Here is a 12,503-nt window from a genome sequence, read left to right as displayed (position 1 = left end):
GTGCCAGATTGGTCTGCCTGCCCCGCCGGAGCAGGCAGACCAATCTGGCACCGCAACTGGCCGAACCCGCACCCGAGCAGCCCGCCGCCCCGGCGCCGCCCGCCCGGTCCGCCGAACAAGCACGCGATCTGATGTCCGCCATCGAGAACGGGACCAGGCAGGGCCGACGCTCCGCCGGCGTCCCGGACGAACAGGAAGGTTAGGAGTGTCCGCTTCTCCTACAGGTGATCTCAATTGGTTGCTCGACGATCTCGTCGACCGGCTGGCCGGGGTGCGCCACGCGGTGGTGCTGTCCACCGACGGACTGTTACTCGGCCGCTCCAGCGCGATGACCCGCGAAGACGCCGAACACTTCGGCGCGATGTCCTCGGCGCTCTACGGGCTCGCGCGCAGCGCGGGCAACCGATTCGACGGCGGCGGGGTCCGCCAGGCCGTCATCGAACTCGACCGCGCCGTGCTGTTCGTCACCTCCGCCGGTGACAACGCATGCCTTGCGCTGCAAGCGATCGAGTCCGCGAACCTGGGCATGGTGGCCTACGAAATGAACCTCACCGTGCAACGTGTCGGCACCTATCTGTCCACCACGCCACGGCGTGATCTCGTCGGACAGGGCGAGTCGAATCTGCCATGACGCACCCGCGTGAGCCCTGGTTCGACGAGGCGGCAGGCCCGCTGGTGCGCCCCTACGCGGTCACCCGCGGGCGCACCAGCGCGGCCGGTCCCGAACTGGACATGCTCACGTCGGTGGTCACCGACGAATCGGCGAGCCCGCTGCGCCGGATGGAACCCGAATACGCCGATATCCTTCGGCTGTGCCGTGTTTCGCAATCGGTGGCCGAAGTGTCGGCACAGTTGCGTTTACCGCTCGCGGTGACGAAGATCCTCGTCGGCGACCTCATCGGCGACGGGCAACTCATATTCCGTGCTCCCGTACCGACGGAAGCCGGGCCCGAAGACCTCAACATATTGCGAGCGGTACTGGATGGAATCCGAAAACTTTGACCCCAGCGGCACGCCGCATTTGGCCGCCTCGGTCAAGATCCTCGTCGCCGGCGGCTTCGGCGTCGGCAAGACGACCATGGTCTCGGCGATCAGCGAGGTCGCGCCGCTGCGCACCGAAGAGCTGATCACCGAGGTCAGCACCGGCGTCGACGATCTATCCGGCGTCGAATCGAAGACCACGACCACGGTCGCCCTCGACTTCGGCAGGCTCACCATCGACCGAGACCTGGTGCTGTATCTGTTCGGCACGCCAGGACAGGACCGCTTCTGGTTCCTCTGGGACGAACTGGCCCGCGGCGCCCTCGGCGCCGTCGTGCTCGCCGACACCCGCCGCCTCGGCAATTCCTTTGCCGCCGTGGACTTCTTCGAACGGCGCAGACTGCCGTTCATCGTCGGCGTCAACTGCTTCGACGGGGCGCCGGTCTACACCATCGACGAGGTGCGCGACGCGCTCGATCTCGACCCGAGCACGCCGGTCCTGCTGTGCGATGCCCGCGACCGCGGCTCGTGCAAGCTGGTCCTGATGACACTGGTGGAGCACCTCATCGAACGGGTGCAGCCGTCGGCGGTCACCACCTGAGCGCCCGCCCCGGCCGTCGGAGCTGCCGGGGCGCACGCCTTTTCGCGGGCTGATCAGACCTGGTGCAGCCAGGCGAGGAACAACAGCACACCCAGGGCGCACAGCACTACCGTCACCGGTATCGGCCAGCGGGCGCCCGCGCGGCCGAGCACTGCGCGAGCCAGTCGCACCTGTAGCGCGCCGAGCGCGGTCAGCAGCAGCAAACACACCGGCAGCAAGGCCAGACCCAGCAGTGCGTGCACGGCCCACGCACCGGCCAATGTGGGCCCGCCCCAAGAGTTCCCGTAGTCGTCCGAGGCCACCAGTGGATAGAGCACGCCCCGCACCACGGCGAGCACGGCCAGGAACGCCAGGAACCAGGTCACCAAACCCAGTGCGCCACTGAGCACTCGGTGCACCGTGGCACGCACTGCCAAACGGTCACGGGGAGTGATGGGTTCGCCGAGCAGTCGCCGAGGCACGCGTAATCGTGGGGCGACCGGGCCGACCGCGAGGGGAAGCGCCCACAGGGCGTAAGCCGCCCCGCGCAGCCAGGCCGGGAACACACTCATAGCGCCGACCGTAGCGCGTTGTGCCGGTGGCTCAGCGCAATCGGCCCGCATCCACCAGATCATCGAACAGCAACTGATCCACCGGCGGCACCAGCGCGCGATCGGCGTAGCTGAACCACGCCATCTCCTCGATCTCGCTACTGGCGGCGAGGGTGCCGCGATAGTCGGCGGTGTAGCAGCTCATCCGCACCACCAGTCTTTCCGCGGGTGCGTGCACCGCCTCGTAGGTGCCGACGTGCGCGACGGTTTCGGGCAGCAACGCGACGGTGAGCTCCTCCTCGATCTCGCGCACCAGCGTCTCCAGATCGGTCTCGGCGCCCTCGCGCTTGCCACCGGGGATGTAGAACACATCCTTGCCGCGCGGGCGCGCACACAGGATCCGCCCGCCCTCGATCCGCACCCATGCGACCGTGTCGATCAGCTGCCCGTCCACCCCCGCACCCTAACCAGTGACGGACCGGGCACCGCATGCGACACCGGCGATTCGCGTGCGGTAACGCGGCGGCCGGCAGAGACGCGGGCTGCGGCAGTGCACTCCCCCGGGGCGAGGAAATTCGGTGTCTTCTTCGGGGAGCGCGCCACTATGGTGAACCGATGACGTCGGTCAAACAGATCCAAGTCACTTTCGACTGCGCCGAACCCGAGCACGTCGCCCGCTTCTGGTCCGAGGTGCTCGGCTACGAACACCAAGGGACGGCAGCCGTCGATCCCACGGGTGTGGGCCCGCGCCTGTACTTCCAGCGCGTCCCCGAAGGGAAAGTGGTCAAGAACCGGGTGCACCTCGATGTGCGGGTCGGTACCGGGCTGGTGGGGGCGGAGCGCGTGGCCGCCCTGGAGGCGGAGTGCGCACGACTGATTCCGCTCGGCGCGGTACGCCTGCACCTGCTGGAGGCCGATGACGACAACGAGTCCTGCCTGGTGATGCAGGACATCGAAGGCAACGAATTCTGCCTGGACTGAACGGACCCGCGGTCTACTGCCCGAATTCCAGCACGTTCGGTGCCCGGCAAGGCGAACTGCCGGGCACCGAACGTTTTTCGTGCACTAACTCATGGGCGCTTTCGTGAACTAGCTCAACGGCTCAGCCGCTGGAAACGACGCACCGCCAGCGGCAGGAACACCGCCGTGAGGATCAGCGGCCACACCGCGCCCATCAGCAGCGCATGCTGCTCGATCCAGGAATCCCCGCTGCCCGACGGTGAGCCGAACAGCTCGCGCGTGGCCGCGACCGTCGAGGAGATCGGGTTCCACGAGGCGATCACACCCAGCCAGCTCGGCATCAGCTGCGGCGCAACAAAAATACTCGAGATCATCGTCAGCGGGAAAGCGACCGCGAACAGCCCGCCCGCCGCCTCCGGGTTCGGCACCATCAGGCCCAGCCATACCCCGACCCAGATCAGCGCGAACCGCAACCACAGCAACAGCGCGAAAGCCGCCAGCCCACCGAGGATGCCGCCCTCGGGGCGCCAGCCGATGACCAGCGCGGTGAGCATCAGGATCGTCAGCTCCGCGCACGCCACGATCAAATCGGTGACACCGCGCCCGGCCACCACCGCCGACGGTGCCATCGGCATCGAACGGAACCGATCGATGACCCCCTTGGTGGCGTCGTGCACCATCACCGTCGCGGTATTGATGAACCCGAACGCCATCGTCATGACGAACATGCCCGGCATCAGGAAGTCCCGGTAGTCACCGCCGCCGGGCACCGTCATCGCGCTGCCGAACACATACCCGTACAGCAGCACCGACAGGATCGGGAAACCGAGCTGCCAGGCGATGTTCACCGGCATGCGCTGGTAGTGGGTCAGCCCGCGCCGCACCACATTCCAGCTGTCCGCGACCGCCCAATACGCCCGGGACCGGGACTTCGCGGGGGTGAGATCCATGGTTGTCATCAGGCCGCCGCCTCCGTGCTCGTGCGATGTCCGGTCAGGTGCAGGAAGACGTCGTCGAGGCTCGGCCTGCGCAAACCGATGTCCTCGACCGTGATTCGTTCGTCCTGCAAGGTGCGCGCCACCTCGGTGAGCGCGCCCACGCGATCCGCGACGGGCGCGTGCACCCGCCGCAGTACCTCATCGATGTCGGGTTCGCCGTCACAGACCCGTGCCACCAGCTTGGCCACCGCGGGCAAGTCGACCGCGTCGGCGGCGACCACCTCGATGAGGTCACCGCCGATGGTGTTCTTCAGTCCGTCCGGGGTGTTGTCGGCGATCGCACGGCCCTGATCGATCACGGTGATCCGGGACGCCAGTTTGTCCGCCTCCTCCAGGTATTGGGTGGTGAGCAGCACCGTGGTGCCGTCGGCGACCAACGCGCGCACCGACTCCCACACCTCGCCGCGGCTGCGCGGGTCCAGCCCGGTCGTCGGCTCGTCGAGGAACAGCACCTCCGGTGCCAGGATCATCGAGGCGGCCAGGTCCAGCCTGCGGCGCATGCCGCCGCTGTACTCGCCGACACCCTTGTCGGCCGCGTCGACGAGGCCGAACCGGGCCAGCAGCTCGTCGGCCCGTTGCTTGGCGCGCTTGCCGCCCAAATGGAAGAGCCTGCCAAACATCTCCAGGTTCTGCCGCCCGGTGAGCACCTCGTCCACCGCCGCGTACTGACCGGTCAGCCCGATGCGGGCACGGACCGCACGCGGCTCGCGCGCCACATTCAGCCCCGCCACGGTGGCGTCGCCCTCATCGAGCCGGATCAGCGTGGACAGGATGCGCACCGCCGTGGTCTTGCCCGCCCCGTTCGGCCCGAGTAGCCCGTGCACCGTGCCGCGGTGCACGGTGAGATCGAAACCGTCCAGGGCGCGTTTGTCCCCGTATCTCTTGCCCAGACCCTCGGCGAAGACCGCGTATTCGTTCACTCAAACCCTCCGATTCGTACCGCACCCGCGAAACTGGGTACGTTGTACCCGATTAAGAGTACAACGTACCCAGTTTCTTGCCAAGCGGCTATTGTTGCCTCCATGACGAGCACGGAGACCAGCGGAAGCGGTGACCTCGCACGCACTCTCGATCTGCTGTGGGACTCCGGCCCGCGTCCGAGCCGCGGTCCGAAACCGGGTCTCACGCTCGATCGCATCGTGGAGGCCGCCATCGAGGTGGCCGACAGCGAAGGGCTCGCGGCGGTCACCATGCGCCGGGTCGCCACCCAGCTCGGCACCGGCACCATGTCGCTGTACCGCTACCTGCCCGGCAAAGCCGAACTGCTCGACGTGATGCTCGACCGCGTCCAGCAACCCGCCGCCGAACCCGCCCCGGACGGCGACTGGCGCGGGGCGCTGGAAGCCATGGCCCATCGCGGTCTGGCGCTGTTCCGGCGGCATCCGTGGCTGGTCGAGGTCAACCAGACCCGGCCGGTGCTCGGGCCGAGCGCGGTCGAGGGAATGGAGTTGTTCCTGACCGCGATTCGGCCGATGGGGCTGCCGGATCGAGAGCTGATCTCGGTGGTCATCCTGATCGACGGTTACGTCGGGAGTGCCGCGCGCACCCAGTTGTTCGCGCAAGAAGCCGAGCGCAAGACAGGCCTGACCAATCAGGAATTCTGGGACGCGCAAGCTCCCCGGTTGGAAGTGGCCATGGCCAGTGGCCGCTATCCCGTCATGAGTTCACTCGATGAAGACGCCTTCGACGCCACCTTCGATCACTTCGACTTCGGACTGCAACGGATTCTCGACGGGCTCGAACACTATGTGGCGCAACGGAAGAAGGCGCAACGCGGAAAGAGCGGGGTGCGATAGTCGCGTGCGGATCAACCGGCGTGCACGGTCAGCGCGTCGCGGCCGAGGGCCTCGGCCAGGCGGTCGAGCGCCGCATCGAAACCCTTGCGCGGCAACGGCGCACCGTCGAACATCGCCACGGTCACCGTGTCGCCGGTGAGTTCCCACGTGCCCGCGATGCGGCCGCCGACCACCACGATCGGTGAGATCCAGCCCGCGGTGCGGCTGACCTTCGCGCGATGATCGCCAGGCAGCAGCACGGTGTCGGCGGTGCCCGGGCCCAGGATGTACTGATCGAAGCCGCCGAGCAGGTGTACCGACTTCGTCGGCTTCGTCGCGGCGAGCTCGTCGAGGTGTTCGGTCAGCAGATAGCCGGCGCGGCCTTCGACTTCGACCTCGGTGACGGTCTCCCCCAGCTCCGAAAACCACCGGCGCAGCACGGTTTTGCGCAAACTGCCGCGGCTGAGCCAGGCGTCGAACGCCTCCGGCGTCGCGGGTCCGTAAGCGCCGAGATAGGCGGTGATCGCCAGCGGTGCGGCGGCATCGGGCTCGGGCAGGCCCGGCCAGCCACCGGCCAGCTGTGCCGGAGCGGCGAAGGTTATCTTGCTGCCCTGGGTCGGGCCATGGCAGATCGCGCCTTGCCAGGCAAGGGGTTTGAGTAACGCACCCCAGCCGGAGCGCAGCTGCTCACCGAGCCGGTGGAACATGGGATCGGCGATGACCGCCTCGACCAGTTCCTCGCGAGTGAGTATCGCGCCGTCGAGCACTTCTCGCACCCGCTCCGTCAGGGCGGCGACCTCGGCGGGCGAGGCACCGAAGTTGCGCTCCCACACCGGTCGCTCCCAGGTGCGCGCCGACGCGAGCAGGGAAAGGTAGGCAGCGGCGAGGTCCGGGGTGAGTGCGTGCAGCGTGCCGCGCATTGCCCACGTCTTGATCAGGGTGCCGTCGTTGAGCGCACCGACCAGCGCACCGGCTTGCGGGGCCGAACCACGCAGCGCCACCGCGAGTTCCGCGGCCGAGGTGACCTGCGCCTGCACTCCGCACAATCGGGCCACGATCTCGGTCAGCTCGGTGGCGGGTGCTGCGACGTACTGCCTGCGCAGCCGCCATGCGAAAACCTGATCCCAGGTGAGGCGCACAGGTAACTCCTTCGAACGTCAGCCCAAAACGGCGCTGCAGAAGGCTACCGTGGCCGCGGCGAACGCCAATCCGGTCACCGTCGTCGCGATCACGCCGAGCAACGCGGTGCGGGTGGTCGCCCGCCGGATCGGGCTCACCGGATCGACCAGGCGCTCGGCCCTGGCCAGCACGGCGGTGCCCGCGGCGGCCAGTGCGCCCGAGGGCACCGGTCCGGAGACACCGAGGATCACCAGCAGCCCACCGAGCAGTGGTGCCGAGCCGTGGGCGCGCGCCGCCTTGTCGTCGGCGCACATCTCGAGCAGCCGGGCGATCTCGGCGGCACCCGCGGTGACCAGGCGCAGGCCCGGCAGCGTGGTGGCGATCGCACGCAGTACCGCGGTCAGCGGCGCGTGCCTGCCGGAAAGGTGTGCGTGTTCGTGCGCCAGGACCGCGGCGAGCTGATCGGGTGCCAACGCCTCGAGCGCGGCGCTGGTGACGACGATGGTGTCGGGCCGGCCTGGCACGCAATAGGCTTGGCGCTCCGGCGAATCCAGCACCAGCGCGGCCAGTCCGGGCACTCGGCGCCCGACCAGCCGCAGCGCTTTCGCGTGCTCTTGGGTGCGCTTGCGCATCTCGCGCACCACCGTGACCGCCCGGGCCACCACGGCGATGGTGCAGGTGGCGACCAGCGCGCCGACCGCAAAGGTGGCGGCCTTGGTCGCGCCGGTGCCGTCCTCGTGGATCGGAGTCCACATGATCGCGAAGCAGGCGCGCAGCGCGTCGTGCGGATGTCCCCAGTAGGTGGCGAACTCGACGGTGAGCATGGTCGCCGCCGCGGCCCACGAACCGAGCGCGCCGACGATCGCGACGACCCAGGCGATGATGCCCAGCCGCGGCGCGTTACCGCGCCGGGTCAGCCTGCGCAGCACCGGCGGGCCGACCGTGGCCACGGCGCTGCCGTAGAGCATCAGTGCGATCGCCAGGGTCATGGCGCGGCGCTCTCGGTGCCCGGCGGTGCGTCCGGGATCTTGCGGGCGGTGAGCCTGCGGAGCGCGGCGCGCAAGCCCGCCGATTCCTCGGCGCTGATCCGGTCCACGAAATGGCTGAGCACCAGATCGGAGCGGCCGCCCGCGCCGAGCGCCTCGAGCATGAGCCGGGCGCTGTGCTCCTCGCGGGTCAGCGTCGGCCAATACCGGTAGGCCTTGCCCGCGCGCTCGCGCGCCAGCCAGCCCTTGCGGTGCAGGTTGTCCATGGTGGACATGACGGTGGTGTAGGCGATGTCGCGCTGCGCGGACAACTCGTCGAATATCTCGCGCACCGTGGTGTCCTCTGCGTCCCGATCCCAGATACGGTCCATGATCACCGCCTCCAGGTCTCCAAATCCGCGCACCGTACCGACTCCCTCATCCAAAACGTGCCGTGCCGTCGGGCCAGCGTACCGGTTCGTCCGAATTGCTACGTACTTAAACCGTAGATTGCGCGCGTTCTTTGCGGTCACCCGGGTTCCGGATGTCGGTGGGCTATGCGAACATATGTTCGTGTCCGACGCACCCGCCTCCCGCCCGCGGATCGTGGCGCGGGCCGAGTCGTCGATCCTGCATGCCGACCTCGACTCGTTCTATGCCGCAGTCGAGCAGCGCGATAACCCGCGGTTGCGCGGCAAGCCGGTCATCGTCGGCGGCGGGGTGGTGCTCGCGGCGAGTTATGAGGCGAAGGCGTTCGGGGTGCGCACGCCGATGAACGGCGGGCAGGCGCGCCGGTTGTGCCCGCACGCGATCGTGGTGCCGCCGCGCATGGCGGCGTATGCGGCGGCGAGCAAGGCGGTGTTCGAGGTCTTCCACGACACCACGCCCGTGGTCGAGGGCATCTCGATCGATGAGGCGTTTCTCGATGTCGGTGGTCTGCGCCGGATCGCGGGTGCGCCGATCGGTATCGCCGAACGGTTACGCGCCCGGGTACGCGACGAGGTCGGGCTGCCCATCTCGGTGGGCATCGCCCGCACCAAATTCCTGGCCAAGGTCGCCAGCGCCGTCGCCAAACCCGACGGCCTGCGTTTCGTGCCACCCGACGGCGAACTCGAGTTCCTGCACCCACTGCCGATCGAAAGGCTGTGGGGCGTCGGCGAAGTCACCGCCCGCACCCTGCACGAACACAACATCACCCGGGTCGGCCAACTCGCCGACCTCGGCGAAAGCCCCTTGCGCGCCATCCTCGGCCCCGCCGCCGCCCGCCACCTCTACGCCCTGTCCTGGGCCCGCGACCCCCGCCGCGTCGAAACCGGTGTGCGCCGCCGATCCATCGGCGCCCAGCGCGCCCTCGGCCGCGCACCCCACCCACCCGACGAAATCGAGGCCTACCTACACGGCCTGACCGACCGCCTCGGCCGCCGCCTCCGCGCCGCCGACCGCATCTGCCGAACCGTGGTGCTACGCATGCGTTTCGACGACTTCACCCGAGCCACCCGCTCGCACACCCTGCCCGAAGCCACCGACCACACCGACACCCTCTTACAAGCTGCCCGCTCCCTCCTGGCCGCCGCCACGCCGACCATCGAGGAACGCGGCCTCACCCTGATCGGCCTCTCCCTCACCAACCTCACCGACGCCGACCCCTTCCAACTCCCCCTCCCCTTCGACCCCCGCGCCACCAACACCCTCGACGCCACCCTCGACGATCTCCGCCACCGCTTCGGCTCCACCGCCATCACCCGCGCCGCGCTCTTACGCCGTGGCGAAGGGCTGTCGGTTCCCTTGCTGCCGGACTGATACGCCGATGCCAGGCCCGGCGCACCGCAGCCCTGCGCGGCTGAACGAGCTGCGAGACGCATGGTCGGCCGGTGGCTCAGCAGCCTTCCGAATCAGACTGGCAACTCAGCCATCGAGCTGGGAGAAGAGGACCGTCGCCGGGAAGGGACTCTCGAGAACCACCGCCTCCTGATGAGTGTCGACCAGTCGGTAGACGCGGGTCGCCCAATCGAGGCGGTACTCGTGAATCATCTTCACGTACAAGCTCGCATCCAGGTGAACCACCAAGTAGACCGGGATGCCTTCGTAGGCGTATTCGGCCAGCTTGTCGACGGTGTCGGTGTAGCCGGACCCGGGCGAAACAACCTCGACAACCAGCAAGGCGTCATTCGTCGTCAGCTTCGTGCCACGCTCGACGCAGCGATAAACGGTGACGTCCGGCCGGCGAAATGAGAACGCGCCGTCGCGGTTTCGCCGCCGGGTGAAATGAACATCGACGTCGGTTGACACGCGTGTGCATGGCTCGGCAGGCTTGGCGGCCTCGAGGTGGTTGGCGAGCCGCCGTGCTACATCGCTGTGCTCGGGCGAACCGCTCTGGCATCGAATGATGTTGCCGTCGATGACCTCGATCAGCTTGCGCAAGTCGTCCGGCAGGAGGTCGTAGTCGGCCTCGGTCATCTCCAAGGCTCCGGGATCTTCGGCCCAAACCGGTAGTACGCTCACTGGCTGCCTCGCTCGGAGAAGGGCTATCGGTCAACGGTCATGCTACGCGGCAGTGCGTCGGCGTAGCACGACCGTTCAGCTCCGAGCTGCGAACTTTCGTCTCGCGCTTACGAGGCGGACTGGGCCTGGCTGGCGGCCAGGGCTTCCTCTTGGATGCGCGGGAATTGCGCGGCCATCGCTTCGGCCATGGCTTGGGCGGCGGAGAGGGGGCGGATCATGACGGTGAGGCTGTCGATGAGGCCGTTGTCGTCGTAGTGCAGGAAGTCGCAGCCGTTGACGGTTTTGCCGTTGACGGTGGCTTCGAAGAGCAGGGCGTGGCCGCGGCCGTCGGGGTTGGCGATCTCGCGCACGTAGCGGAAGTCCTCGAAGACGCGCAGCACTCCGCGCAGGATGGCGGCGGTGATCGCCTTGCCCGGGTAGGGCTTGAACGCCACCGGGCTGGTGAACACGACATTCTCGGCGAGCGCCGCCGCCATCGCATCGCTGTCCCTGGCCTCGACGGCTTCGCGGAACGTAGTCATCCCTGCACCTCGCATATGCAACTCGTTGAATAGGGTTGATCGAGCGTAACCCAGAAGCGGCACCGCGAGACGAGTAAGGGCACCAGCCTGTGCGGCACCCGCCGTTGGGGCATCCCTCAGCGGTCGCACGGGCGAACGAACGGGGGGCCTACGCCGTCGGTGCCGGAAGGTGCCGCACAGGCAAATCAAGTGCGCGACCTACTCCATCTTCACCGGGATCTTGCGCGCAGAACTGGCGGACTCGTTCATCCGGATCCGCACGCTGAGGATCCCGTTCGCGTAGGTCGCGGCGATGTCGTCGTCTCGCGCTCCGGCGGGCAGCGCGACGGTGCGCATGAGGGACCCGTAGCGGAATTCGGAGTACCCGCCGACCGAGCGTTCTTCGCTGCGTTCGGCTTTGATGGTCAAACGACCGTCCTGCACGGTGACCTCGAGGTCCCGATCAGGGTCGATCCCGGGGATCTCGACGCGCACGACGTGGTAGTTGTCCTTGTCCGGTGCCTCTTCCACCTTCAGATCACCGCTCGAGCTCGACCCGACGAACGGCACGATCTTGCGCAGGAAATCGCCGACACCGGCGAGGGGCGAGCGGGACTGCTGTGACTGAGGAAGCTGACTCATCATTTCCTCCTGTAGTCGGCTGCTGACCCCGCCAATTTTATCGCCGTTCAGCGAGATCGTTTGGGGCGCTTGTCCATCAACCGCAAAATCAACGGCGTGAAGATGAGCTGCATGGCCAGGTCCATCTTTCCGCCGGGCACCACGATGCAGTTGGGGCGCGACATGAACGAGTCGTGCAGCATCGACAGCAGGTAGGGGAAGTCGATCACCTTCGGGTCGGCGAAACGAATGACGACGAAGCTCTCGTCGGCGGTGGGAATGCTGCGGGCGATGAACGGGTTCGAGGTGTCCACGGTCGGCACGCGCTGAAAGTTGACGTAGGTGTGGGAGAACTGCGGGCAGATGTATTTCACGTAGTCGGGCATGCGACGCAGGATCGTGTCGATCACCGCCTCACTGGAGTAACCCCGCTCGGTCTTGTCGCGGATCACCTTCTGGATCCATTCGAGGTTCACGATCGGCACCACACCGACCAGCAGATCCGCATACCGCGCAACATTCACCGTCTCGGTGACCGCGGCACCGTGCAGCCCCTCGTAGAACAGCAGATCGCTGCCGGGCGACAGATCCTCCCACGGCGTGAACGTCCCCGCGGGCTGCCCGTACGGCTTGGCCTCGGAGTCGTCGTGCAGATACTTACGCACCGACCCGACCCCGGTCTCGCCGTAATCGCGGAACAACCGCTCCAGCTCCTCGAGCAGATTCGCCTCCTCCCCGAAATGCGAGAAGGTGAGATCGCGATGCTGCTCCGCCTCGGCCATCGCCAGCTTCATCTCGTTGCGGTCGAACCGATGAAACGAATCACCCTCGACGACAACGGCATTGATGCCTTCTCTGCGGAATATCTCCTGAAAGGTCCGCGTGACGCTGGTCGTTCCCGCACCGGATGACCCGGTGATCGCGACGACGGGATGCTTGACCGACATGGCA

18 protein-coding genes are annotated in these 12,503 nt (G+C 67.6%); 7 read left to right on the top strand and 11 right to left on the bottom strand.

Annotation, left to right across the window (positions count from 1 at the left end):
- From DBO33_RS44030 to DBO33_RS21630, 4 genes are all read left to right on the top strand, one after another.
- Positions 1-203 (top strand): hypothetical protein (locus DBO33_RS44030; protein WP_234390964.1); only part of this gene is annotated, 203 nt, incomplete at its 5' end.
- Between the two features lie 2 nt (positions 204-205).
- Positions 206-631, top strand: coding sequence for a roadblock/LC7 domain-containing protein (locus DBO33_RS21640; RefSeq protein ID WP_107656670.1), 426 nt, complete (start codon positions 206-208; stop codon positions 629-631).
- A complete protein-coding gene (locus DBO33_RS21635) occupies positions 628-1,002 on the top strand; it encodes a DUF742 domain-containing protein (RefSeq protein ID WP_107656669.1) in 375 nt (124 codons plus the stop codon). Before DBO33_RS21640 ends, DBO33_RS21635 begins: the two co-directional genes overlap by 4 nt.
- Positions 983-1,582, top strand: coding sequence for a GTP-binding protein (locus DBO33_RS21630; protein WP_107656668.1), 600 nt, complete (start codon positions 983-985; stop codon positions 1,580-1,582). The genes DBO33_RS21635 and DBO33_RS21630 overlap by 20 nt, the downstream gene beginning before the upstream one ends.
- A gap of 53 nt (positions 1,583-1,635) precedes the next feature.
- Here DBO33_RS21630 and DBO33_RS21625 read toward each other — a convergent pair whose 3' ends face one another.
- The gene (locus tag DBO33_RS21625; protein ID WP_107656667.1) at positions 1,636-2,133 is read right to left on the bottom strand and encodes a hypothetical protein; all 498 of its coding nucleotides are present in this window, start codon (positions 2,131-2,133) and stop codon (positions 1,636-1,638) included.
- Between the two features lie 31 nt (positions 2,134-2,164).
- The gene (locus DBO33_RS21620; RefSeq protein WP_107656666.1) at positions 2,165-2,566 is read right to left on the bottom strand and encodes an NUDIX hydrolase; all 402 of its coding nucleotides are present in this window, start codon (positions 2,564-2,566) and stop codon (positions 2,165-2,167) included.
- 161 nt (positions 2,567-2,727) lie between these two features.
- Between DBO33_RS21620 and DBO33_RS21615 the strand changes: the two genes are divergently transcribed.
- On the top strand, positions 2,728-3,093 hold the full coding sequence (locus DBO33_RS21615) for a VOC family protein (protein WP_107656665.1): 366 nt from the start codon (positions 2,728-2,730) through the stop codon (positions 3,091-3,093).
- A gap of 113 nt (positions 3,094-3,206) precedes the next feature.
- Here the strand turns inward: DBO33_RS21615 and DBO33_RS21610 are convergent, their stop codons facing one another.
- Together DBO33_RS21610 and DBO33_RS21605 are read right to left on the bottom strand one after the other, a co-directional pair.
- The gene (locus DBO33_RS21610) at positions 3,207-4,031 is read right to left on the bottom strand and encodes an ABC transporter permease (RefSeq protein ID WP_107656664.1); all 825 of its coding nucleotides are present in this window, start codon (positions 4,029-4,031) and stop codon (positions 3,207-3,209) included.
- Complete coding sequence (locus DBO33_RS21605; RefSeq protein WP_107656663.1) at positions 4,031-4,990, bottom strand: ATP-binding cassette domain-containing protein; 960 nt, start codon at positions 4,988-4,990, stop codon at positions 4,031-4,033. Before DBO33_RS21605 ends, DBO33_RS21610 begins: the two co-directional genes overlap by 1 nt.
- 102 nt (positions 4,991-5,092) lie before the next feature.
- Here DBO33_RS21605 and DBO33_RS21600 point away from each other — a divergent pair, with 102 nt between their 5' ends.
- A complete protein-coding gene (locus tag DBO33_RS21600; RefSeq protein ID WP_107656662.1) occupies positions 5,093-5,866 on the top strand; it encodes a TetR/AcrR family transcriptional regulator in 774 nt (257 codons plus the stop codon).
- 11 nt (positions 5,867-5,877) lie between these two features.
- Here the strand turns inward: DBO33_RS21600 and DBO33_RS21595 are convergent, their stop codons facing one another.
- From DBO33_RS21595 to DBO33_RS21585, 3 genes are read right to left on the bottom strand one after another with little or no spacing between them, the layout of a single operon-like run.
- The gene (locus DBO33_RS21595) at positions 5,878-6,984 is read right to left on the bottom strand and encodes a winged helix DNA-binding domain-containing protein (RefSeq protein WP_107656661.1); all 1,107 of its coding nucleotides are present in this window, start codon (positions 6,982-6,984) and stop codon (positions 5,878-5,880) included.
- A gap of 18 nt (positions 6,985-7,002) precedes the next feature.
- Positions 7,003-7,953, bottom strand: a complete 951-nt coding sequence (locus DBO33_RS21590) for a M56 family metallopeptidase (protein WP_107656660.1) — start codon at positions 7,951-7,953, stop codon at positions 7,003-7,005.
- Positions 7,950-8,354, bottom strand: coding sequence for a BlaI/MecI/CopY family transcriptional regulator (locus DBO33_RS21585; protein WP_267897890.1), 405 nt, complete (start codon positions 8,352-8,354; stop codon positions 7,950-7,952). Before DBO33_RS21585 ends, DBO33_RS21590 begins: the two co-directional genes overlap by 4 nt.
- A gap of 142 nt (positions 8,355-8,496) precedes the next feature.
- Between DBO33_RS21585 and dinB the strand changes: the two genes are divergently transcribed.
- Positions 8,497-9,729: a DNA polymerase IV gene (gene dinB, locus DBO33_RS21580; protein WP_107656658.1), complete on the top strand. Its 1,233-nt coding sequence runs from the start codon at positions 8,497-8,499 to the stop codon at positions 9,727-9,729.
- 105 nt (positions 9,730-9,834) lie between these two features.
- Here dinB and DBO33_RS21575 read toward each other — a convergent pair whose 3' ends face one another.
- The 4 genes from DBO33_RS21575 to DBO33_RS21560 form a co-directional block, all read right to left on the bottom strand.
- A complete protein-coding gene (locus DBO33_RS21575) occupies positions 9,835-10,386 on the bottom strand; it encodes a Uma2 family endonuclease (RefSeq protein WP_199856716.1) in 552 nt (183 codons plus the stop codon).
- 152 nt (positions 10,387-10,538) lie between these two features.
- Positions 10,539-10,952 carry a nuclear transport factor 2 family protein gene (locus DBO33_RS21570; RefSeq protein ID WP_107656656.1) on the bottom strand — a complete coding sequence of 138 codons (414 nt, stop codon included), beginning with the start codon at positions 10,950-10,952 and terminating at the stop codon, positions 10,539-10,541.
- 198 nt (positions 10,953-11,150) lie between these two features.
- Positions 11,151-11,573 carry an Hsp20/alpha crystallin family protein gene (locus DBO33_RS21565; RefSeq protein WP_159080399.1) on the bottom strand — a complete coding sequence of 141 codons (423 nt, stop codon included), beginning with the start codon at positions 11,571-11,573 and terminating at the stop codon, positions 11,151-11,153.
- Positions 11,574-11,620: 47 nt separating this feature from the next.
- Positions 11,621-12,499, bottom strand: a complete 879-nt coding sequence (locus tag DBO33_RS21560) for a phosphoribulokinase (protein ID WP_107656654.1) — start codon at positions 12,497-12,499, stop codon at positions 11,621-11,623.
- Positions 12,500-12,503 lie beyond the last annotated feature (4 nt).

It is taken from the genome of Nocardia suismassiliense, from assembly GCF_900269665.1.
GTDB classification, from domain to species: Bacteria; Actinomycetota; Actinomycetes; order Mycobacteriales; family Mycobacteriaceae; genus Nocardia; species Nocardia suismassiliense.
This window is presented reverse-complemented; position numbering and strand designations above follow the sequence as displayed.